At 71.0% G+C, this 21,484-nt stretch carries 18 protein-coding genes; 17 read left to right on the top strand and 1 reads right to left on the bottom strand.

The genetic code is table 11. The features are described from left to right. The first annotated feature begins 19 nt into the window (after nucleotides 1–19). The 13 genes from ACI2LY_RS15195 (at nucleotide 20) to ACI2LY_RS15135 (ending at nucleotide 14,333) form a co-directional block, all read left to right on the top strand. Nucleotides 20–1,699 carry a UDP-N-acetylmuramoyl-L-alanyl-D-glutamate--2,6-diaminopimelate ligase gene (locus ACI2LY_RS15195; RefSeq protein ID WP_404707544.1) on the top strand — a complete coding sequence of 560 codons (1,680 nt, stop codon included), beginning with the start codon at nucleotides 20–22 and terminating at the stop codon, nucleotides 1,697–1,699. Between the two features lie 4 nt (nucleotides 1,700–1,703). Beyond that, entirely contained in the window at nucleotides 1,704–3,119 is a 1,416-nt protein-coding gene (murF, locus tag ACI2LY_RS15190; RefSeq protein ID WP_404707543.1) for a UDP-N-acetylmuramoyl-tripeptide--D-alanyl-D-alanine ligase, read from the top strand. Further along, complete coding sequence (gene mraY, locus ACI2LY_RS15185; RefSeq protein WP_404707542.1) at nucleotides 3,116–4,189, top strand: phospho-N-acetylmuramoyl-pentapeptide-transferase; 1,074 nt, start codon at nucleotides 3,116–3,118, stop codon at nucleotides 4,187–4,189. Before murF ends, mraY begins: the two co-directional genes overlap by 4 nt. Continuing rightward, nucleotides 4,171–5,613 (top strand): UDP-N-acetylmuramoyl-L-alanine--D-glutamate ligase, encoded by a 1,443-nt coding sequence (gene murD, locus ACI2LY_RS15180; protein WP_404707541.1) that lies wholly within the window; start codon nucleotides 4,171–4,173, stop codon nucleotides 5,611–5,613. Before mraY ends, murD begins: the two co-directional genes overlap by 19 nt. Nucleotides 5,614–5,683: 70 nt before the next feature. Beyond that, nucleotides 5,684–7,042 carry a putative lipid II flippase FtsW gene (gene ftsW / locus ACI2LY_RS15175; RefSeq protein ID WP_404707540.1) on the top strand — a complete coding sequence of 453 codons (1,359 nt, stop codon included), beginning with the start codon at nucleotides 5,684–5,686 and terminating at the stop codon, nucleotides 7,040–7,042. A gap of 6 nt (nucleotides 7,043–7,048) precedes the next feature. Beyond that, nucleotides 7,049–8,137, top strand: a complete 1,089-nt coding sequence (murG, locus tag ACI2LY_RS15170) for an undecaprenyldiphospho-muramoylpentapeptide beta-N-acetylglucosaminyltransferase (RefSeq protein ID WP_404707539.1) — start codon at nucleotides 7,049–7,051, stop codon at nucleotides 8,135–8,137. A gap of 27 nt (nucleotides 8,138–8,164) precedes the next feature. Further along, nucleotides 8,165–8,959: a cell division protein FtsQ/DivIB gene (locus ACI2LY_RS15165; protein ID WP_404707538.1), complete on the top strand. Its 795-nt coding sequence runs from the start codon at nucleotides 8,165–8,167 to the stop codon at nucleotides 8,957–8,959. Nucleotides 8,960–9,235: 276 nt separating this feature from the next. Next, nucleotides 9,236–10,459 carry a cell division protein FtsZ gene (gene ftsZ / locus ACI2LY_RS15160; RefSeq protein WP_388992399.1) on the top strand — a complete coding sequence of 408 codons (1,224 nt, stop codon included), beginning with the start codon at nucleotides 9,236–9,238 and terminating at the stop codon, nucleotides 10,457–10,459. Next, nucleotides 10,456–11,184, top strand: coding sequence for a peptidoglycan editing factor PgeF (gene pgeF / locus ACI2LY_RS15155; RefSeq protein ID WP_404707537.1), 729 nt, complete (start codon nucleotides 10,456–10,458; stop codon nucleotides 11,182–11,184). Before ftsZ ends, pgeF begins: the two co-directional genes overlap by 4 nt. A gap of 6 nt (nucleotides 11,185–11,190) precedes the next feature. Beyond that, nucleotides 11,191–11,910, top strand: coding sequence for a YggS family pyridoxal phosphate-dependent enzyme (locus tag ACI2LY_RS15150; RefSeq protein ID WP_401444743.1), 720 nt, complete (start codon nucleotides 11,191–11,193; stop codon nucleotides 11,908–11,910). A gap of 129 nt (nucleotides 11,911–12,039) precedes the next feature. Next, nucleotides 12,040–12,681, top strand: coding sequence for a cell division protein SepF (gene sepF / locus ACI2LY_RS15145; protein ID WP_161146522.1), 642 nt, complete (start codon nucleotides 12,040–12,042; stop codon nucleotides 12,679–12,681). A 49-nt stretch (nucleotides 12,682–12,730) separates the two neighbouring features. Next, the gene (locus ACI2LY_RS15140; protein WP_030347861.1) at nucleotides 12,731–13,021 is read left to right on the top strand and encodes a YggT family protein; all 291 of its coding nucleotides are present in this window, start codon (nucleotides 12,731–12,733) and stop codon (nucleotides 13,019–13,021) included. A gap of 52 nt (nucleotides 13,022–13,073) precedes the next feature. Beyond that, the gene (locus ACI2LY_RS15135; RefSeq protein ID WP_404707536.1) at nucleotides 13,074–14,333 is read left to right on the top strand and encodes a DivIVA domain-containing protein; all 1,260 of its coding nucleotides are present in this window, start codon (nucleotides 13,074–13,076) and stop codon (nucleotides 14,331–14,333) included. Nucleotides 14,334–14,571: 238 nt separating this feature from the next. On the opposite strand, the gene ileS is transcribed toward ACI2LY_RS15135, so the two are convergent. Further along, nucleotides 14,572–17,709, bottom strand: a complete 3,138-nt coding sequence (gene ileS / locus ACI2LY_RS15130) for an isoleucine--tRNA ligase (protein WP_404707535.1) — start codon at nucleotides 17,707–17,709, stop codon at nucleotides 14,572–14,574. Between the two features lie 551 nt (nucleotides 17,710–18,260). On the opposite strand from ileS, the gene ACI2LY_RS15125 reads away from it, so the two are divergent. From ACI2LY_RS15125 to ACI2LY_RS15110, 4 genes are all read left to right on the top strand, one after another. Beyond that, a complete protein-coding gene (locus ACI2LY_RS15125; RefSeq protein WP_404707534.1) occupies nucleotides 18,261–19,328 on the top strand; it encodes a TraR/DksA family transcriptional regulator in 1,068 nt (355 codons plus the stop codon). Nucleotides 19,329–19,407: 79 nt separating this feature from the next. Next, a complete protein-coding gene (gene lspA, locus ACI2LY_RS15120; RefSeq protein ID WP_404707533.1) occupies nucleotides 19,408–19,980 on the top strand; it encodes a signal peptidase II in 573 nt (190 codons plus the stop codon). A 67-nt stretch (nucleotides 19,981–20,047) separates the two neighbouring features. Then, nucleotides 20,048–20,992, top strand: coding sequence for an RluA family pseudouridine synthase (locus tag ACI2LY_RS15115; protein WP_404707532.1), 945 nt, complete (start codon nucleotides 20,048–20,050; stop codon nucleotides 20,990–20,992). Then, entirely contained in the window at nucleotides 20,989–21,465 is a 477-nt protein-coding gene (locus ACI2LY_RS15110; protein ID WP_404707531.1) for a GNAT family N-acetyltransferase, read from the top strand. Before ACI2LY_RS15115 ends, ACI2LY_RS15110 begins: the two co-directional genes overlap by 4 nt. The last annotated feature ends 19 nt before the right edge of the window (nucleotides 21,466–21,484 follow it).

Raw genomic sequence — 21,484 nt, 5'->3', positions numbered from 1 at the left:
GACCACCAGGAACGAGCCCGTGACAACGATCACCCCCGACGACGGGAACCGAGGGACCCCCCGCACCGCCCGCGAGCCCCGTTTTAGCTCCGGAGCGGGTACTCCCGGTACGCTCACCGCCGTGCCACACGCCGATCAGTCCCAAACCACTCAGAAGGGCGTTTCCGTGACAAATCCGGGACCGCCGCGACCGGTTCAGGTCTCCGCCACCTCCCTCGCGGAACTGGCCGGTCAGCTGGGTACCGCCGCGCCCGCAGAGTCCGCCCGGTCCACCGGGGTCACCGGTATCACCCATGACTCGCGGGCCGTCCGCCCCGGCGACCTGTACGCCGCCCTGCCGGGTGCCCGGCTGCACGGCGCCGACTTCGCCACCCAGGCCGCCGGGCTCGGCGCCGTCGCCGTCCTCACCGACCCGGCGGGCGCCGACCGCGCCGCCGCGACCGGACTGCCGGTCCTGGTCGTCGAGGACCCGCGCGCGGAGATGGGCGAACTGGCCGCCACCCTCTACGGCCACCCCGGCCGGGACATGCTCCAGATCGGCATCACCGGCACCTCCGGCAAGACCACCACCGCCTACCTGGTCGAGGGCGGCCTGAAGGCGGCCGACCGCGCCACCGGCCTGGTCGGCACCGTCGAGACCCGCATCGGCGACACGCGCATCAAGTCCGAGCGCACCACCCCCGAAGCCACCGACCTCCAGGCCCTGTTCGCCGTCATGCGCGAGCGCGGCACCGACGCCGTCGCCATGGAGGTCTCCAGCCACGCCCTGGTCCTCGGCCGGGTCGACGGCTGCGTCTTCGACATCGCGGTCTTCAACAACCTCAGCCCGGAGCACATGGAGTTCCACTCCGGCATGGAGGACTACTTCCAGGCCAAGGCGAGCCTCTTCACGCCCGCGCGCAGCAGGCTCGGCGTGGTCAACGCCGACGACGAGTACGGCCGCAGGCTCGTCACCGAGGCCACGGTCCCGGTGATCACCTTCTCCGCCGAGGGCCACCCGGACGCCGACTGGCGCGCCGAGGACGTCCAGATCGGGCCCATGGACTCGACGTTCACCGCGCTCGGCCCGGAGGGTCAGCGGGTGCACGCCCGTTCGCCGCTGCCCGGCCCGTTCAACGTGGCCAACACCCTCGCCGCGCTGGCCGCCCTCGCCGCCGCCGGGATCGACCCGCAGACCGCCGCCGACGGCATCGCCGCCGTGCCCGGCGTCCCGGGCCGCCTGGAGCGCGTCGACGCCGGACAGCCCTACCTCGCCGTCGTCGACTACGCCCACAAGACCGACGCCGTCGAGTCGGTGCTGAAGGCGCTGCGCAAGGTCACCAAGGGCCGGCTGCACCTGGTGCTCGGCTGCGGCGGCGACCGCGACCGCACCAAGCGCGGCCCGATGGGCGCGGCCGCGGCCCGGTACTCCGACACGGCCGTACTGACCTCCGACAACCCCCGCTCCGAGGACCCGCTGGCGATCCTGGCGACCATGCTCGAAGGCGCCGCCTCCGTCCCCGCGCACGAGCGGGGCGAGGTGCTCCTGTTCGAGGAGCGGTCCGCCGCCATCGCCGCCGCCGTGGGCCGCGCCGCCGCCGGTGACACGGTGCTGGTCGCGGGCAAGGGCCATGAGCAGGGCCAGGACATCGCCGGTGTGATCCGTCCCTTCGACGACCGCCAGGTGCTCCGCGAAGCTATCCAGAACACCCAGGGATGAACTTGTGATCGCCCTCTCCCTCGCCGAGATCGCAGCTGTCGTCGGCGGGCAGACACACGACATACCGGACACGTCCGTCCAGGTCACCGGACCGGTCGTCCGGGACTCCCGCGAAGTGGTGCCCGGCACCCTGTTCGTCGCCTTCGTCGGCGAGCGGGTGGACGGCCACGACTTCGCCGCCCAGGTCGTCGAGGCGGGCGCGGTCGCCGTGCTGGCGTCGCGTCCCGTCGGCGTGCCCGCGATCGTCGTGGACGACGTCCAGGACGCCCTCGGCGCCCTCGCCCGCCATGTCGTCGAACGGCTCGGCGCGACCCTCGTCGCCCTGACCGGCTCGGCGGGCAAGACCAGCACCAAGGACCTCATCGCGCAGGTGCTCGGCGGCAAGGCGCCCACCGTGTTCACGCCCGGCTCGCTCAACAACGAGATCGGGCTGCCGCTGACCGCCCTGTCCGCCACCGAGGAGACGAAGTTCCTCGTGCTGGAGATGGGCGCCCGCGGCATCGGGCACATCCGCTACCTCGCCGAACTCACCCCGCCGAAGGTCGGGTTGGTGCTCAACGTGGGCAGCGCCCACATCGGCGAGTTCGGCGGCCGCGAGCAGATCGCCCAGGCCAAGGGCGAGTTGGTGGAGAGCCTGCCCTCGGCGGCGGACGGCGGCGCGGCGATCCTCAACGCCGACGACCCGCTGGTGCGCGCGATGGCCTCCCGTACCAAGGCGAAGGTGATTCTCTTCGGAGAGTCGGCCGAAGCGGACGTACGCGCCGAGAACGTACGACTCACGGACAGCGGACAGCCCGCGTTCAGGCTTCACACACCCTCCGGTGCAAGCGATGTGACCATGCGCCTGTACGGTGAGCATCACGTGTCGAACGCGCTCGCCGCGGCCGCCGTCGCCCATGAGCTGGGCATGTCCGCAACCGAGATCGCGACCGCGCTCTCCGGGGCGGGCACCCTCTCCCGCTGGCGCATGGAGGTCACCGAGCGCCCGGACGGCGTGACCATCGTCAATGACGCCTACAACGCCAACCCCGAGTCCATGCGGGCCGCCCTCAAGGCGCTCGTGGCCATGGGCAAGGGGCGCCGCACGTGGGCGGTGCTCGGCAAGATGGCCGAGCTGGGGGACGAGGCTCTCGCCGAGCACGACGCGGTCGGACGGCTCGCCGTCCGGCTCAACGTCAGCAAGCTCGTCGCGGTCGGTGGCATCGAAGCCTCCTGGCTGCAACTGGGCGCATACAACGAGGGTTCGTGGGGTGAGGAGTCGGTGCACGTGTCCGACGCACAGGCGGCGATCGACCTTTTGCGCAAGCAGTTGCGTCCGGGGGACGTCGTGCTGGTGAAGGCGTCCCGGTCGGTGGGTCTGGAGAGGGTCGCCCAGACGCTCGCCGAGGCCGGTACCGAGGGTGAGGTCGCCGCCCGATGATGAACCAGGTTCTGTTCTCGGGCGTCATCGGTCTCTTCCTGACGCTGATCGGCACCCCGCTGCTGATCAAGCTCCTCGCCCGCAAGGGTTACGGCCAGTACATCCGCGACGACGGCCCGCGCGAGCACGCCAGCAAGCGCGGTACGCCGACCATGGGTGGCATCGCCTTCATCCTGGCCACGATCGCCGCGTACTTCCTCAGCAAGGTGATCACCGGCAAGCCGCCGACGTACTCCGGTCTGCTGGTGCTGGGCCTGATGACCGGCATGGGCATCGTCGGCTTCCTCGACGACTACATCAAGATCGTCAAGCGGCGCTCGCTCGGTCTGCGCGCCAAGGCGAAGATGGCCGGCCAGCTGATAGTCGGCATCGGGTTCGCGGTCCTCGCGCTGCAGTTCCCCGACAGCCGGGGGAACACCCCCGCCTCCACCAAGCTGTCCTTCATCACCGACTTCGGCTGGACCATCGGCCCGGTGCTGTTCGTGGTCTGGGCACTGTTCATGATCCTGGCCATGTCCAACGGCGTGAACCTCACCGACGGTCTGGACGGCCTCGCCACCGGCGCCTCCGTCCTCGTCTTCGGCGCCTACACCTTCATCGGCACCTGGCAGTTCCAGGAGTCCTGCGCCAACGCCATGACCCTGACCAACCCGGCCGCCTGTTACGAGGTGCGCGACCCGCTGGACCTCGCGGTGGTCGCCTCCGCCCTGATGGGTGCCTGCCTGGGCTTTCTGTGGTGGAACACCTCCCCGGCGAAGATCTTCATGGGCGACACCGGCTCGCTCGCCCTCGGCGGTGTCCTCACCGGCCTGGCCATCCTCTCCCGCACGGAGCTGCTGGTGGCCATCATGGGCGGCCTGTTCGTCCTCATCACCATGTCGGTCGTCATCCAGGTCGGCTCGTTCCGGCTCACCGGGAAGCGCGTCTTCCGGATGGCACCGCTCCAGCACCACTTCGAACTCAAGGGCTGGTCCGAGGTCCTTGTCGTGGTCCGCTTCTGGATCATCCAGGGCATCTGCGTCATCGTCGGACTGGGCCTCTTCTACGCGGGATGGGCAGCGGACAAGTGACCTCCTCGGTGCCTTCGGGGCCCAGCGAATTCCAGGGCAAGCACGTCACCGTCGCCGGACTCGGCGTCTCCGGCCTCCCGGCCGCGAAGGCGCTGCACGCGCGCGGGGCGATCGTCACGGCCGTCAACGACGGCGACGACGCCCGCGCCCGCGAACAGGCCGCGGAACTGGAGGCGCTCGGCATCACCGTCCGCCTCGGCGACGGCGCCACCCTGCCCGAGGGCACCGAGCTGATCGTCACCGCCCCCGGCTGGCAGCCGGACAAGCCGCTGTTCCTGGCGGCCGAGCAGGCGGGCGTCCCCGTCTGGGGCGACGTCGAGCTGGCCTGGCGGCTGCGCGGGCCCGACGCGGCCCCCTGGCTCGCCGTCACCGGCACCAACGGCAAGACCACGACCGTCCAGATGCTCGCCTCCATCCTCAAGGCGGCGGGCCTGCGTACGGCCGCGGTCGGCAACATCGGCGTCTCCCTGCTGGACGCCGTCCTCGGCGACGAGCAGTACGACGTGCTCGCCGTCGAGCTGTCCAGCTACCAGCTGCACTGGGCGCCCTCCCTGCGCGCCTACTCCGGCGTGGTCCTCAACCTCGCCCCGGACCACCTCGACTGGCACGGCTCCATGGACGCCTACGCCGCCGACAAGGGCCGTATCTACGAGGGCAACAAGGTCGCCTGCGTCTACAACGTGGCCGACCCGCGCACCGAGGACCTGGTCCGCGAGGCCGACGTCGAAGAGGGCTGCCGGGCCGTCGGGTTCACCCTGAACGCTCCGGCCGTCTCCCAACTCGGCGTCGTGGACGGCATCCTGGTCGACCGCGCCTTCGTGGAGAACCGGCAGAAGAACGCGCAGGAGCTGGCCGAGGTCTCCGACGTCGACCCGCCCGCCCCGCACAACATCGCCAACGCCCTTGCCGCGGCGGCCCTCGCCCGCTCCTTCGGGGTCCCCGCCCAGGCGGTACGCGACGGACTGCGCGCCTTCCAGCCCGACGCCCACCGCATCGCGCACGTCGCCGACGTCGACGGCGTCGCCTACGTGGACGACTCCAAGGCCACCAACACCCACGCCGCGGAAGCCTCGTTGGCCGCCTACGAGCCGATCGTGTGGATCGCGGGCGGACTGGCCAAGGGCGCCGAGTTCGACGATCTGGTGGCCAACTCCGCCAAGCGGCTGCGCGGGGTCGTGCTGATCGGCGCCGACCGCGCGCTGATCCGCGAGGCCCTCGCGCGACACGCCCCGGAAGTACCCGTCGTGGACCTCGACCGGACCGACACTGGGGCGATGCTCCAGGCGGTGACGGAGGCGAAGCGGCTGGCCCAGGCGGGCGACACGGTCCTGCTGGCCCCGGCCTGCGCTTCCATGGACATGTTCACCAACTACAACCAGCGCGGCGACGCGTTCGCGGCCGCCGTCCGCGAACTCGGCGCCTGACCCCGGCCGCCCGTGCCGGGCGGACCATGGGAGGGACGCGTGGGACGGTCGACGTTCAGCGGAGGCGTTGATGCCCAGTAGCCGTACCGGAAGGCCGCCCGTACAGCGGGCGGCCCGTCCCGCACCCCCGAGGATCGCGCGCGACAACCCCCTGCGCCGCCTGCGCACCCGCGCGAACAAGGCGTGGGACCGGCCGCTGACCGCCTACTACCTGATCCTGGGCGGCAGCATGCTGATCACCGTCCTGGGCCTGGTGATGGTCTATTCGGCCTCCCAGATCACCGCGCTGCAGCTCTCGCTGCCCGGCTCCTTCTTCTTCCGCAAGCAGTTCCTCGCCGCGCTCATCGGCGGCGCGCTGCTGTTCGCCGCCTCCCGGATGCCGGTCCGGCTGCACCGGGCGCTGGCCTACCCGATCCTGGCCGCCGCCGTGTTCTCCATGGCCCTGGTCCAGGTGCCGGGGATAGGGATGTCGGTCAACGGCAACCGGAACTGGATCTCGCTTGGCGGCTCCTTCCAGATCCAGCCCAGCGAGTTCGGCAAGCTCGCCCTGGTGCTGTGGGGCGCCGACCTGATCGCCCGCAAGCAGGACAAGAAGCTGCTGACCCAGTGGAAGCACATGCTGGTCCCGCTGGTGCCGGTCGCCTTCCTGCTGCTCGGGCTGATCATGCTCGGCGGGGACATGGGCACCGCGATCATCCTCACCGCGATCCTCTTCGGCCTGCTCTGGCTCGCCGGGGCCCCGACCCGGCTCTTCGCCGGGGTGCTGTCGGTGGCGGCGCTGATCGGTGTGATCCTCATCAAGACCAGCCCCAACCGGATGGCCCGGCTCGCCTGCATCGGCGCCACCGAGCCCAAGGCGGGCGCCGCCGACTGCTGGCAGGCGGTACACGGCATCTACGCCCTGGCCTCGGGGGGGATCTTCGGTTCCGGGCTGGGCGCCAGCGTGGAGAAATGGGGCCAACTACCGGAAGCCCACACGGACTTCATCTTCGCCGTCACAGGTGAGGAACTGGGTCTGGCGGGCACGCTGTCGGTACTGGCCCTGTTCGCGGCTCTAGGCTATGCGGGTATCCGCGTGGCCGGACGCACGGAGGACCCCTTCGTGAGGTACGCCGCGGGAGGCGTGACGACGTGGATCATCGCCCAGGCGGTGATCAACATCGGTGCGGTGCTCGGCCTGCTGCCGATCGCCGGCGTCCCGCTCCCGCTGTTCTCCTACGGAGGGTCCGCCCTGCTGCCGACCATGTTCGCCATCGGACTGCTGATCGCCTTCGCGCGTGACGAGCCCGGTGCGCGGGCGGCACTCGCGATGCGGCAACCCCGCTTCGGCAGAAAGCGGGCGGCAGGCTCCCGTGCCGAGCGGGTGCCACGGAGATGGAACACGATGCGACGGCGTGCCTCGGCGGCGCGTTCGTCCGGAGAGCGGTGAATTTCGGTGCATGTCGTACTCGCCGGCGGGGGTACCGCGGGCCACATCGAGCCCGCGCTCGCCCTCGCGGACGCCCTGCGCAGGCAGGACCCCACCGTGGGGATCACGGCCCTGGGCACGGAGCGCGGCCTGGAGACCCGGCTCGTCCCGGAGCGCGGCTACGAGCTGGCGCTGATCCCGGCCGTGCCGCTGCCGCGCAAGCCCACCCCTGAGCTGATCACCGTGCCGGGGCGGCTGCGCGGCACGATCAAGGCCGCCGAGCAGATCCTGGAGCGCACCAAGGCGGACGCGGTGGTCGGCTTCGGCGGCTACGTCGCGCTGCCCGGCTACCTGGCCGCCAAGCGCCTCGGCGTGCCCATCGTGATCCACGAGGCCAACGCCCGCCCCGGCCTGGCCAACAAGATCGGCTCCCGCTACGCGGCCCGGGTCGCCGTCTCCACGCCCGACAGCAAGCTGCGCGACGCCCGCTACATCGGCATCCCGCTGCGCCGCTCCATCGCCACCCTGGACCGCGCGGCCGTACGCCCCGAGGCGCGCGCCCGCTTCGGCCTGGACCCCAACCTGCCCACGCTGCTCGTCTCCGGCGGCTCCCAGGGCGCCCGGCACCTCAACGAGGTCGTCCAGCGGGTCGCGCCCTGGCTCCAGCAGGCGGGCATCCAGATCCTGCACGCGGTCGGCCCGAAGAACGAACTGCCGCAGGTGCAGCAGATGCCGGGGATGCCCCCGTACGTCCCGGTAAGTTATCTGGACCGGATGGACCTCGCGTACGCCGCGGCCGACATGATGCTCTGCCGCGCGGGCGCGATGACCGTCGCCGAACTCACCGCCGTCGGGCTCCCGGCCGCCTACGTCCCGCTGCCCATCGGCAACGGCGAACAGCGGCTGAACGCCCAGCCGGTGGTCAAGGCGGGCGGCGGACTCCTCGTGGACGACGCGGAACTGACGCCGGAGTGGGTGCAGCAGAACGTGCTCCCCGTCCTCGCCGACCCGCACCGTCTCTACGAGATGTCCCGCGCCGCCGGTGAGTTCGGCCGCCGGGACGCCGACGACCTGCTCGTCGGCATGGTGTACGAGGCCATCGCCTCCAGCCGTTAGGCACGTCACGACGAAGGGACAGCGAGCGTGGCCGGTTCGACCACCGCCGAGCGCGGTGAACGCCAGCAGGAGTCGGCCGGCCCGCCGCTCGTCCGTCGATCGAGGCGCCCCCAGCTTCGTATGATCATCTTGTTGGCCGTGTCGTTGGTCCTGCTGGGTGCCGGTTCCATCTGGGTGCTCTATGGCTCCGAGTGGCTGCGCGTGCGGTACGTCTCGGTCTCCGGCACCCGGGTGCTCACCCCCGCCGAGGTCCGCGACGCCGCCGCCGTGCCGGTCGGCGGCCCGCTCGCCTCGGTCGACACCGACGCCGTCCAGGCGCGCCTGCGGGGGAAGTTGCGCCGGATCGACACCGTCGAGGTCGCCCGGTCCTGGCCGCACGGCATCACCCTGAAGGTCACCGAGCGCGTCCCGGTGCTGCTCGCGCGGGAGAAGGGCGCGTTCACCGAGATCGACCGGGAGGGCGTACCTTTCGCCACCGTGGGGAAGGCGCCCAGGGGTGTACCGATGCTCGAACTCGCCGCGTCCCGCAAGGGATCGGGTGCCGCCAGCCTGCGCCGCTTCGGCACCGGACGTCTCGTGCGCGAGGCGGTCCGGGTGGCTGGCAGTCTCCCGCCCGCCGTCGCCCGGGACACCGGGACCGTCAAGGTCGCCTCGTTCGACGCCATCACCCTGGAGTTGGGGAACGGACGTACCGTCGCGTGGGGGAGCGGGGAGCAGGGGCGTGCCAAGGCACGGGCCCTCACAGCTCTCATGAAAGCAGCTCCGGACGCCCGGCACTTCGATGTGACCGTGCCCACCGCCCCCGCGTCAGCGGGGAGTTGACGCACATCAGCGCAGGCCAGCACCCTGGTTGGGCACTGCTACGGCTGATCACATAGGGTGAAAAGAAAAACGGGAGGTTCGGCGTGTTCGTTGAACGGGCGCCGCTTGTCGACTTAGTGTCCTGTTCAGAAGACTCCAGGGAACAGACACACTGGTAACCCTAAACTTCAGCGTTAGGGTTCGGGTCGGCGTTCGGACCGTCCCAATTCGGCATCCGTCGTCCCGGTCGGGAACCGCCCGGCGCGACAACGTAATTCGAGGCGAGAGGCCTTCGACGTGGCAGCACCGCAGAACTACCTCGCAGTCATCAAGGTCATCGGTGTCGGCGGCGGTGGTGTCAATGCCATCAACCGGATGATCGAGGTCGGCCTCAAGGGCGTCGAGTTCATCGCCATCAACACCGATGCCCAGGCCCTGTTGATGAGCGACGCCGACGTCAAGCTGGACGTCGGCCGTGAACTCACCCGCGGACTCGGGGCGGGCGCCAACCCGGCCGTCGGCCGGAAGGCCGCCGAGGACCACCGCGAAGAGATCGAAGAGGTCCTCAAGGGGGCCGACATGGTCTTCGTGACCGCCGGTGAGGGCGGCGGCACCGGTACCGGCGGCGCGCCCGTCGTGGCCAACATCGCCCGCTCGCTGGGCGCCCTCACCATCGGCGTGGTCACGCGCCCGTTCACCTTCGAGGGACGGCGCCGCGCCAACCAGGCCGAGGACGGCATCGCGGAGCTGCGCGAAGAGGTCGACACCCTCATCGTGATCCCCAACGACCGGCTGCTGTCCATCTCGGACCGCCAGGTCTCGGTCCTGGACGCGTTCAAGTCCGCCGACCAGGTCCTGCTCTCCGGTGTCCAGGGCATCACCGACCTCATCACCACCCCCGGTCTGATCAACCTCGACTTCGCCGACGTCAAGTCGGTCATGTCCGAGGCCGGTTCGGCCCTCATGGGCATCGGCTCGGCCCGCGGCGACGACCGCGCGGTGGCCGCCGCCGAGATGGCGATCTCCTCGCCGCTGCTGGAGGCGTCCATCGACGGCGCCCGGGGCGTCCTGCTCTCCATCTCCGGCGGCTCCGACCTCGGCCTGTTCGAGATCAACGAGGCGGCCCAGCTGGTCAGCGAGGCCGCCCACCCCGAGGCCAACATCATCTTCGGCGCGGTCATCGACGACGCCCTCGGCGACGAGGTGCGGGTCACCGTGATCGCGGCCGGGTTCGACGGCGGCCAGCCCCCGGCCCGCCGGGACAACGTCCTGGGCTCGTCCTCGGCGTCCTCTTCCGCCAACTCCTCGTCCCAGCGCCGCGAGGAGGCCGCTCCGCCGCGTCAGCAGCAGCCGGAGAGCCGCCCGAGCTTCGGCTCGCTGGGCAGCGTGACCCCGAAGGAGGAGCCGGAGCCGACCCCCGAGCCGGTGGTCGAGATCCCGGTGGCCCCGCCGGTGCCGCAGTCCCGTACCTACGCGGACAGCGCGGCCGAGGAGCTGGACGTGCCGGACTTCCTGAAGTGATAGGACAGCGCGGACACGTGAGCGGCGCCCACTTCGCCTTCACCGACAGGTGGGGCGGGGTGAGCGCCGCTCCGTATGCGGAGCTCAACCTCGGCGGCGCGGTCGGCGACGACCCCGGCGCCGTGATGACCAACCGCGAACTCGCCGCCAAGGCGGCCGGGGTCGACCCGGCGCGGGTGGTCTGGATGAACCAGGTGCACGGCGCCGAGGTGGCGGTCGTGGAGGAGCCCTGGGGCGAGCGCCCGGTGCCGGAGGTCGACGCGCTCGTCACCGCCCGGCGTGGACTCGCCCTCGCCGTCCTCACCGCCGACTGCGTACCGGTCCTGCTCGCCGACCCCGTGGCGGGCGTCGTCGCGGCGGCGCACGCGGGACGGCCCGGCATGCTCGCCGGGGTCGTCCCGGCCGCCGTACGCGCCATGACCGCGCTCGGCGCCGAGCCCGGCCGCATCGTCGCCCGCACCGGACCCGCCGTGTGCGGCCGGTGCTACGAGGTGCCGGAGGCGATGCGCGCCGAGGTGGCCGCTGCCGAACCGGCGGCGCACGCCGAGACGAGCTGGGGCACTCCGGCCGTCGACGTGAGCGCCGGAGTGCACGCGCAGCTCGACCGGCTCGGAGTGCGCGACCGGGAGCGATCCCCGGTGTGCACAAGGGAGTCGGACGATCACTTCTCGTACCGCCGCGACCGCGCCACGGGGCGGCTCGCCGGCTATGTGTGGCTGGACTGATGGGGCATGACGGACCGTAGGACCGAACTCGCCGGGAATCTGGCGAAGGTTGAGGAACGCATCGCCGCCGCGTGCGCGGCCGCGGGGCGGGCACGGGAAGAGGTGACCCTGATCGTGGTCACCAAGACCTACCCGGCCGACGACGTGAGGCTGCTCGCGGAGTTGGGGGTGCGTCAGGTCGCCGAGAACCGGGACCAGGACGCTGCCCCGAAGCACGCCGAGTGTGCGGAACTGCCGCTGGAATGGCACTTCGTGGGCCAGTTGCAGACCAACAAAGTGCGCTCCGTGGCCGGTTATGCCGATGTCGTGCAGTCGGTCGACCGGGACCGGCTCGTCACCGCGCTGTCCAAGGAGGCCGTGCGGGCCGGGCGCGAGATCGGCTGTCTCATCCAGGTCGCGCTGGACGCGGGGGCGAGCGGCCGGGGCGAGCGCGGCGGGATCGCGCCCGACGGGATCGGCGAGTTGGCCGACCTGATCGCCCGTTCGCCCGGACTGCGGCTGGACGGCCTGATGACCGTCGCGCCGCTCACCGGGGAGTACGCGGGACGCGAACGCGCGGCGTTCGAACGCCTCGTGGATTTGTCGACCGACCTGCGCCGGACCCATCCTGCTGCGACCATGGTGTCAGCGGGGATGAGCGCGGACCTCGAGGAGGCCGTCGCGGCCGGGGCGACACATGTACGCGTCGGCAGCGCGGTACTCGGAGTCCGTGCCAGGCTCGGGTAACGTCGCCAAGAAGTCGGACCACAGCAGAAAATATGGTCAATGTCCGCCGAAAGCGGATGCAACGACCGAGTGGATCGCGGGCACTTGGCAGTCGTCACCCGATCCACCACAGAGCGGAGGACTCAGAGCATGGCCGGCGCGATGCGCAAGATGGCGGTCTACCTCGGCCTCGTGGAGGACGATGGGTACGACGGCCGGGGTTTCGACCCCGATGACGACTTCGAGCCCGAACTGGACCCGGAGCCCGAGCGGGACCACCGACGGCACGAGCCGACTCACCAGTCGCACAGTGCACATGTGTCCCAAAGGGATGAATCGGTGCGAGTGGTGCAGCCTCCGGCGCAACGCGAACCGGTGTCCCATTCCCCGGCGCTGACCGCGGAATCGGGGCGCCCGGCGCGCATCGCGCCCGTGGCGTCCATCACACAAGAACGTCAGTCCCTGGAGAAGAACGCACCGGTGATCATGCCCAAGGTCGTGTCGGAACGAGAGCCGTACCGCATCACCACGCTGCACCCGCGGACCTACAACGAGGCCCGTACCATCGGGGAACACTTCCGCGAGGGCACCCCGGTGATCATGAATCTGACCGAGATGGACGACACCGACGCGAAGCGACTTGTCGACTTTGCGGCGGGTTTGGTGTTTGGACTTCACGGCAGTATCGAACGGGTGACGCAGAAGGTCTTCCTGTTGTCTCCTGCTAACGTCGATGTCACGGCGGAGGACAAGGCCCGCATCGCAGAGGGCGGGTTCTTCAACCAGAGCTGAAGACGCACCACCGGAAGACGCACGGAACAGGGGAGAGGGAAGCACAACCATGAGCGTGTTCGCGCAGGTGATCTACATCGCGCTGATGGTGTTTCTCGTCGTCCTGATCTTCCGGCTGGTCATGGACTACGTCTTCCAGTTCGCCCGCTCGTGGCAACCCGGCAAGGCGATGGTGGTCGTACTGGAGGCCACCTACACTGTCACCGATCCACCGTTGAAGCTTCTGCGGCGGTTCATCCCGCCGTTGCGGCTCGGGGGCGTGGCACTCGACCTGTCCTTCTTCGTTCTGATGATCATCGTCTACATCCTCATCTCCGTGGCGGGGAGCTTCGTGCGATGAGGGTGGACGATACGGTCTTGCCGACTGCCGATGACTACGTTGAGGTGAAGAGATGCCGTTGACCCCCGAGGACGTGCGGAACAAGCAGTTCACGACCGTCCGCCTCCGAGAAGGCTATGACGAGGACGAGGTCGATGCCTTCCTCGACGAGGTCGAAGGCGAACTGACCCGTCTTCTCCGCGAGAACGAGGATCTGCGCGCCAAGCTGGCCGCCGCCACGCGGGCCGCCGCGCAGAACCAGCAGAACATGCGCAAGCCTCCGGACCAGCAGGACCAGCAGCAGCAGGGCATGCGCGGTCCGGGCGCCCCGGTACCCGCCGGGATATCGGGCCCGCCGCAGCAGCAGATGGGTGGCCCCATGGGTGGCCCGCCCCAGCTGCCGAGCGGTGCCCCGCAGCTCCCCGCCGGTCCCGGCGGACAGGGCGGCCCGCAGGGTCCCGGCCCCATGGGCCAGGGCCAGATGGGCCCCGGCGGCCCGATGGGCCAGGGTCAGGGACAGATGGGCCAGGGCCAGATGGGTCCCGGTCCGATGGGCCAGGGTCCGATGGGCGGCCAGGGGCAGATGGGCCAGGGCCCCGGCCCCATGGGTCAGGGTCCCGGTCCGATGGGCCAGGGTCCGATGGGCGGTCAGCCGCCCATGCCGCAGCAGATGGGCGGCCCCATGGGCGGTCCGATGGGCGGCCCCGGCATGCCCGGTCAGGGTGGCCCCGGCGGCGACAGCGCCGCGCGTGTCCTCTCGCTGGCCCAGCAGACCGCCGACCAGGCGATCGCCGAGGCCCGCTCCGAGGCCAACAAGATCGTCGGTGAGGCCCGCAGCCGCGCCGAGGGTCTGGAGCGCGACGCCCGTGCCAAGGCCGACGCCCTGGAGCGGGACGCGCAGGAGAAGCACCGCGTGGCCATGGGCTCCCTGGAGTCCGCGCGCGCCACGCTGGAGCGCAAGGTCGAGGACCTGCGTGGCTTCGAGCGCGAGTACCGGACGCGTCTGAAGTCGTACCTGGAGTCGCAGCTGCGTCAGCTGGAGACCCAGGCCGACGACTCGCTCGCTCCGCCGCGTACTCCGTCCGCCCCGTCCCTCCCGCCGTCCCCGGCGCCCTCGATGGCTCCGGCAGGCGCGAGTGCCCCGTCCTACGGCGGTGGCAACCAGGGCATGGGTGGCCCCCAGTCGCCCGCCGGTCCGTCCTACGGCGGCCAGCAGCAGATGACGCCGGCCATGACCCAGCCGATGGCTCCGGTCCGGCCGCAGGGCCCGTCCCCGATGGGTCAGGCTCCCTCGCCGATGCGCGGGTTCCTGATCGACGAGGACGACAACTGACGGCGGCGCACGGCCACTAGTACGCCTCAGGCGTCGGCAGCGTTCAGGGCGGCCCCCGGACTTAAGGTCCGGGGGCCGCCCTGTTTTACGCGCGTTGCAGGGGATTGCTGATCCAGTCGACGTTCAGGCCAACCAACCCAGGGGCGCGGGGAACTGCGCGACCAGCCACCACGCACCCGCACCCGGCAAACAGCAACGGCGGCCCCCTGCGGAAGCCGCCGTTGCTGTACGCCGAGAGTTACATCTTCCGCAGACGGAACGTCAGGGACAGCCCCTCGTCCGTGAACGCGTCGCCATAGCTCTCATCCGCCTCGCCCTGGGCGAAGTCCGTGGCGAGAACCTCCTCCGCGATGAGCCCCGAGTGCTCGGACAGCGCCGCCACGACCACGGGGTCACCCGCGGTCCAACGCAGAGCGATCCGGTCCGCCACGTCGAGCCCACTGTTCTTGCGGGCCTCCTGGATCAGCCGGATCGCGTCACGCGCGAAGCCCGCCTGCCGCAGCTCCTCCGTGATCTCCAGGTCGAGCGCCACCGTCGCACCGGAGTCGGAAGCCACCGACCACCCCTCACGCGGCGTCTCCGTGATGATCACCTCGTCCGGGGCGAGAGCAACCGTCTCCCCGTCGACCTCGACCGAGGCCGTGCCCTCACGCAGCGCCAGCGACAGCGCGGCCGCGTCGGCGGCGGCGACCGCCTTGGCCACGTCCTGCACCCGCTTGCCGAACCGCTTGCCGAGCGCGCGGAAGTTGGCCTTGGCGGTGGTGTCCACCAGGGAGCCGCCGACCTCGGACAGCGAGGCCACGGACTCGACGTTCAGCTCCTCGGTGATCTGCGCGCGCAGCTCCGGGCCGAGGGTGTCGAAGCCCGCCACGCCGACCAGGGCGCGGGAGAGCGGCTGACGCGTCTTGACGCCCGACTCGGCACGCGTGGCGCGGCCCAGCTCCACCAGCCGCCGGACCAGCACCATCCGCTGGGACAGCTCCGGGTCGATCGCCGACAGGTCGGCCTCCGGCCAGGTGGAGAGGTGGACCGACTCCGGGGCATCCGGGGTGACGGGCACGATCAGGTCCTGCCAGACCCGCTCGGCGATGAACGGGGTGATCGGCGCCATCAGCTGGGTGACCGTCTCGACCACCTCGTGCAGCGTGCGCAGCGCGGCCTTGTCGCCCTGCCAGAACCGGCGGCGCGAGCGGCGCACGTACCAGTTCGACAGGTCGTCCACGAACGCGGAGAGCAGCTTTCCGGCGCGCTGGGTGTCGTACGCCTCCAGTGCCTTGGTCACCTGGTCGGTGAGGGCGTGGAGTTCGGACAGCAGCCAGCGGTCGAGCAGCGGGCGGTCGGCCGGGGCCGGGTCCGCCTCGCTCGGCGCCCAGCCGGAGGTACGGGCGTACAGCGCCTGGAAGGCGACGGTGTTCCAGTACGTCAGGAGCGTCTTGCGGACGACCTCCTGGATGGTGCCGTGGCCGACCCGGCGGGCCGCCCAGGGGGAGCCGCCGGCCGCCATGAACCAGCGCACCGCGTCCGCGCCGTGCTGGTCCATGAGCGGGATGGGCTCCAGGGTGTTGCCCAGGTGCTTGGACATCTTGCGGCCGTCCTCGGCGAGGATGTGGCCGAGGCACACGACGTTCTCGTAGGAGGACTCGTCGAACACCAGGGTGCCGATGGCCATCAGGGTGTAGAACCAGCCGCGGGTCTGGTCGATGGCCTCGGAGATGAACTGCGCCGGGTACCGGCTCTCGAACAGCTCCTTGTTCTTGTGCGGGTAGCCCCACTGCGCGAACGGCATCGAACCCGAGTCGTACCAGGCGTCGATGACCTCCGGCACGCGCGTGGCGGTGTCGCCGCACTCGGGGCAGGGGAAGGTCACCGCGTCGATGAACGGGCGGTGCGGGTCCAGGCCCGTTTGGTCGGTGCCGGTCAGCTCGCTCAGCTCGGCGCGGGAGCCGACCACGGTCAGGTGGTCGTTGTCGCAGCGCCAGACGGGCAGCGGGGTGCCCCAGTAGCGGTTGCGGGACAGCGCCCAGTCAATGTTGTTGCTCAGCCAGTCGCCGAAGCGGCCGTGCTTGACCGTCTCCGGGAACCAGTTGGTGCCCTCGTTCTCCGCGAGCATCCGGTCCTTGACGGCGGTGGTGCGGATGTACCAGGACGGCTGGGCGTAGTACAGCAGCGCGGTGTGGCAGCGCCAGCAGTGCGGGTAGCTGTGCTCGTAGGGCAGGTGGCGGAAGAGCAGGCCGCGCTCGTTCAGGTCCTCGGTGAGCTTCTCGTCGGCCTTCTTGAAGAAGACGCCGCCGACGAGCGGGACGTCCTCCTCGAAGGTGCCGTCGGGGCGGACCGGGTTGACCACCGGCAGGCCGTAGGCGCGGCAGACCTTGAGGTCGTCGTCACCGAAGGCGGGGGACTGGTGGACCAGACCGGTGCCGTCCTCGGTGGTGACGTACTCCGCGTTGACGACGTAGTGCGCGGGCTCGGGGAACTCCACCAGCTCGAACGGGCGCTGGTAGGTCCAGCGCTCCATCTCGGCGCCGGTGAAGGACTGGCCGGTGGGCTCCCAGCCCTCGCCGAGGGCCTTCTCCACCAGCGGCTCGGCGACGACGACCTTCTCCGTGCCGTCGGTGGCGACGACGTACGTGACCTCGGGGTGGGCGGCGACCGCCGTGTTGGACACCAGGGTCCACGGGGTCGTCGTCCACACCAGCAGGGACGCCTCACCGGCGAGCGGGCCGGAGGTGAGCGGGAAGCGGACGTAGACGGAGGGGTCCACGACCGTCTCGTAGCCCTGGGCCAGCTCGTGGTCGGAGAGGCCGGTGCCGCAGCGGGGGCACCAGGGGGCGACGCGGTGGTCCTGGACCAGCAGGCCCTTGTCGAAGATCTGCTTCAGCGACCACCAGACCGAGTCGATGTACTCGGGGTCCATCGTGCGGTACGGGTCCTCGAGGTCCGTCCAGTACCCCATGCGGGTGGTCAGCTCGGCGAAGGCGTCCGTGTGCCGGGTCACCGACTCGCGGCACTTGGCGTTGAAGTCGGCGATGCCGTACGCCTCGATGTCCTTCTTGCCGGAGAAGCCCAGCTCCTTCTCGACCGCCAGCTCGACCGGCAGACCGTGGCAGTCCCAGCCCGCCTTGCGGCCGACGTGGTAGCCGCGCATGGTGCGGAAGCGGGGGAAGACGTCCTTGAAGACGCGGGCCTCGATGTGGTGGGCGCCCGGCATGCCGTTCGCGGTCGGCGGGCCCTCGTAGAACACCCACTCGGGGCGGCCCTCGGACTGCTCCAGGGTCTTGGCGAAGATCTTCTGGTCGCGCCAGAAGTCGAGCACGGCGTGCTCAAGCGCGGGCAGGTCGACCTGGGCGGGCACCTGGCGGTACGTCGGCGCTGTCATCTGCGAGCATCCTCCAACGGAACTTGCTGCCTTCCGTCGGAGGGACGAGAGCGTTCTTCCTGTTCACGCCGTGTGCGGCGCGCTCCCGCGGTACCACCCTCCTTGGCCCCCGTCGTGCGCCCGCACGGCGGTGAGCCCCCTCATTGGGGTCGCGAAGCCGGTTCTACTCGCCCCAGGGGGCTTTCCTCCGGCGGCTCCGGGGTGATCTTCACATCGCGCTCGCCACCGGGCTTCCACCGACCCCGGCTCGCTCTGGGCTGCGATACGACGCTACTCGTCCCCATCCACGCTTCTCGCTCCGCCCAGTGTACGGCGCCGGGCGGACAGTGGCCGACCGCTTTTTCCGGGCCGGTGACGCGACCCGAATGGCGGCGGGGGCGGGAGTGACGGGTTACGGGCCGGGGAGCTGGGCACAACGGATGCAGGTCTGCTGCGCGGGGGGCGCGGGGCGGGCGAATCGGGCGGCGTGCCCCGTTGCCGCGGGACCCAAGTCGATTTATCGTCCCAGCACGATTCGCCTGCAATCTCACGTATGTGAAGGGGCCGCGGCCATGGTGGCGAAGAAGACCTCCGGCGGTTCGGCGGAAAGGGGGAGCGGGCGGGCCAGGGCGGCTTCCGCCGGGAAGAAGGCCGTCGGTAAGGAGGCGCCCGTGGAGAAGGCGCCCGGCAGGACCGCGGCCGGGAAGCAGGCGGCTGCCAAGGAGGCCGCGGGCGACAAGCGGACGGCCGCCAAGAAGGCCGCGGCCAAGAAGGCTCCCGCCAAGAAGACGGCGGCGGCCGCCGGGGCCCCGAAGAGTTCCGCGCCGGTCCGTGAGGGCGGCGCGGGGAAGACCACTGCCAGGAAGGCGTCCGCTGGGCGGGCGGCCGGTGAGAAGACGGGCGGCGAGACGGTGACTCCCAGAAAGACGGCCGCCAAGGCCACCGCCGCCGAGGCGGCGACCCCCCAGGGCACGACGGCCGGGAAAGCGGCCGCCAGGAAGACGAGCACCAAGAAGACGAGCGCCAAGAAGACCGTCGCCAAGAAGGCGGCCACCAAGAAGGCGGCCGCCGACAAGACGGCCACCAAGAAGACAGCTGCCCAGAAGGCCGCCCCCAAGAAGGCGGCCGAGAAGAGCACGGCCAAGAAGACGGGAGCCACGAGGGTGGTTGCGAAGAAGACCCCTGGCACGGCCACGGTGGAGCAGGACGCCCTGCCCAAGGCGCGCCTGGCCGCCGCCGAACCCGGCGATCTGGCCGTACGCCCCGGCGAGGACCCCTGGACCCCTCAGGAGGTCGCCGAGGCCCGCGCGGAGCTGGCCGCCGAGGCGGACCGGCTGGACACGGAGATCACCTCCTCCGAGGCGTCCCTGGTCGGCATGATGCGCGACTCGGCGGACGGCGCGGGCGACGACGAGGCCGACACCGGCAGCAAGAACATCACCCGCGAGCACGAGCTGGCCCTCGCCGCCAACGCGCGCGAGATGCTCACCCAGACCGAGCGCGCCCTCGAACGCCTGGACGCGGGCACCTACGGCCTGTGCGAAAGCTGCGGCAACCCGATCGGCAAGGCCCGCATGCAGGCGTTCCCCCGGGCCACCCTGTGCGTGGAGTGCAAGCAGAAGCAGGAACGCCGCTCCTGACCTCCGGGTCCGCTCTCCGCCGCCGTGGGGGGCGTGCCGTACTCTCTCCTCAGTCAGGCACCTAGGTTGAGGGACTCACGTGGCAGAGGCGGAGCGCATCATCGGTACGCCGGACACTCCGGAGGACAGCGGGGAGCGGGCCGAGGCCCCGGCGCGGCGGACCGGGCGCGGCCGCCGGATCGCCGTGCTCTTCGCGGTGGCCGTGTTCGCCTACGCCCTCGACCTCGGCAGCAAGCTGCTGGTGGTGGCGAAGCTGGAGCACCACGCCCCGATCCAGCTCGTCGGCGACCTCCTGGAGCTGCACGCCATCCGCAACCCCGGTGCCGCCTTCGGCTTCGGGGCGGCCTTCACGATCATCTTCACGGTGATCGCGGCCGCCGTGATCGCGGTGATCATCCGGCTGGCCCGCAAGCTCTACAGCACCCCCTGGGCCATCGCGCTCGGCCTGCTGCTCGGCGGTGCCCTCGGCAACCTCACCGACCGGATCTTCCGCGCCCCCGGCGTCTTCCAGGGCGAGGTCGTCGACTTCATCGCGCCCCGCGGCTTCGCCGTGTTCAACCTGGCGGACTCCGCGATCGTCTGCGGCGGCATCCTGATCGTGCTGCTGTCCTTCCGCGGCCTGGACCCGGACGGCACCGTCCACAAGGACTGACGCCCTCCCGCACCGGTTTTCCACAGGCTCGGTCGGCGCCTTCTCACCCGTCCGGCATACTCGACGGGTGAGCACGATTCCCGAGATCCGAACCCTGCCCGTGCCCGACGGCCTGGAGGGCGAGCGTGTCGACGCCGCCATCTCCCGGATGTTCGGCTTCTCCCGCACCAAGGCGGCGGAGCTGGCCGCGGCCGGCAAGGTCCAGGTCGACGGCTCCGTGGTGGGCAAGTCCGAGCGGGTGCACGGCGGGGCCTGGCTGGAGGTCGAGATGCCGCAGGCACCGGCCCCCGTCCAGATCGTCGCCGAGCCCGTCGAGGGCATGGAGATCGTGTACGACGACGATGACGTGGTCGTCATCGTCAAGCCCGTCGGCGTGGCCGCGCACCCCTCGCCCGGCTGGACCGGCACCACCGTCATCGGCGGTCTCGCCGCCGCCGGGTACCGGATCTCCACCTCCGGCGCCGCCGAGCGCCAGGGCATCGTGCACCGGCTCGACGTCGGCACCTCGGGGCTGATGGTGGTCGCCAAGTCCGAGCGCGCGTACACCTCGCTCAAGCGCCAGTTCAAGGAGCGCACGGTCGACAAGCGCTACCACACCCTCGTCCAGGGCCACCCGGACCCGACGAGCGGCACCATCGACGCCCCCATCGGCCGCCACCCCCAGCACGACTACAAGTGGGCGGTCATCGCCGAGGGCAAGCCGTCGGTGACGCACTACGACCTCATCGAGGCGTTCCGCTCCGCCTCCCTGCTGGACGTGAAGCTGGAGACGGGCCGCACCCACCAGATCCGCGTCCACATGTCCGCCCACCGCCACCCCTGCGTCGGCGACCTGACCTACGGCGCCGACCCCACGCTCTCCAAGCGGCTGGGGCTGGAGCGCCAGTGGCTGCACGCGGTCCGGCTCGGCTTCGAGCACCCGGGGGACGGCATGTGGGTTGAGTTCGAGAGCGACTACCCCGAGGACCTCAGCCGGGCCCTCGACCGGGTCCGGGAGGAGACGTACGCGTGAGCGCGCCGTACACCGTCCGCGTCGCCGAGGACCCCGCCGACCGTGAGGCGTGCTTCACGGTCCGCAAGGACGTCTTCGTCGCCGAGCAGGGCGTCCCGGAGGACATCGAGTACGACGCGTACGACGCCACGGCCGTGCATGTGCTGGCGATGGGCGGGGACGGCGTGCCGCTCGGCACCGGTCGGCTGCTGCACGGCGAGGCGGCCGCAGGCAAGACCGGCGGGGACGCCTCGGTGGGCTCGCTGGGCCGACTCGCGGTGACCCGGCGGGCGCGCGGTCTCGGTGTCGGCGCGGCCCTGGTGCGGGCCATCGAGGACGCGGCCCGGGACCTTGGCCTGACCGCCGTCGACCTGCACGCCCAGACGCAGGCCCTCGGTTTCTACGAGCGCCTCGGCTACACCGCGTACGGCCCCGAGTTCATGGACGCCGGGATCGCGCACCGGGCGATGCGCCGCCCGCTCGGGCCCGCGTAGGACTGCCGTACGAGGGCGG

Origin of the sequence: Streptomyces sp. NPDC002176 (assembly GCF_044903645.1) — a bacterium.
GTDB lineage: Bacteria > Actinomycetota > Actinomycetes > Streptomycetales > Streptomycetaceae > Streptomyces.
Note: the sequence above shows the minus strand (reverse complement) of the source record. Positions and strands in the feature narration are given on the sequence as shown.

Excerpts from the sequence above, each read along its gene's own strand:
- ACI2LY_RS15140 (WP_030347861.1), top strand. The coding sequence starts at position 12,731 with ATGAGCGTGTTCGCGCAGGTGATCTACATCGCGCTGATGGTGTTTCTC.
- ACI2LY_RS15125 (WP_404707534.1), top strand. The coding sequence starts at position 18,261 with ATGGTGGCGAAGAAGACCTCCGGCGGTTCGGCGGAAAGGGGGAGCGGG.
- sepF (WP_161146522.1), top strand. The coding sequence starts at position 12,040 with ATGGCCGGCGCGATGCGCAAGATGGCGGTCTACCTCGGCCTCGTGGAG.
- murD (WP_404707541.1), top strand. The coding sequence starts at position 4,171 with ATGGGCAGCGGACAAGTGACCTCCTCGGTGCCTTCGGGGCCCAGCGAA.
- ACI2LY_RS15150 (WP_401444743.1), top strand. The coding sequence starts at position 11,191 with ATGACGGACCGTAGGACCGAACTCGCCGGGAATCTGGCGAAGGTTGAG.
- mraY (WP_404707542.1), top strand. The coding sequence starts at position 3,116 with ATGATGAACCAGGTTCTGTTCTCGGGCGTCATCGGTCTCTTCCTGACG.
- ACI2LY_RS15135 (WP_404707536.1), top strand. The coding sequence starts at position 13,074 with ATGCCGTTGACCCCCGAGGACGTGCGGAACAAGCAGTTCACGACCGTC.
- ileS (WP_404707535.1), bottom strand. The coding sequence starts at position 17,709 with ATGACAGCGCCGACGTACCGCCAGGTGCCCGCCCAGGTCGACCTGCCC.
- ftsW (WP_404707540.1), top strand. The coding sequence starts at position 5,684 with ATGCCCAGTAGCCGTACCGGAAGGCCGCCCGTACAGCGGGCGGCCCGT.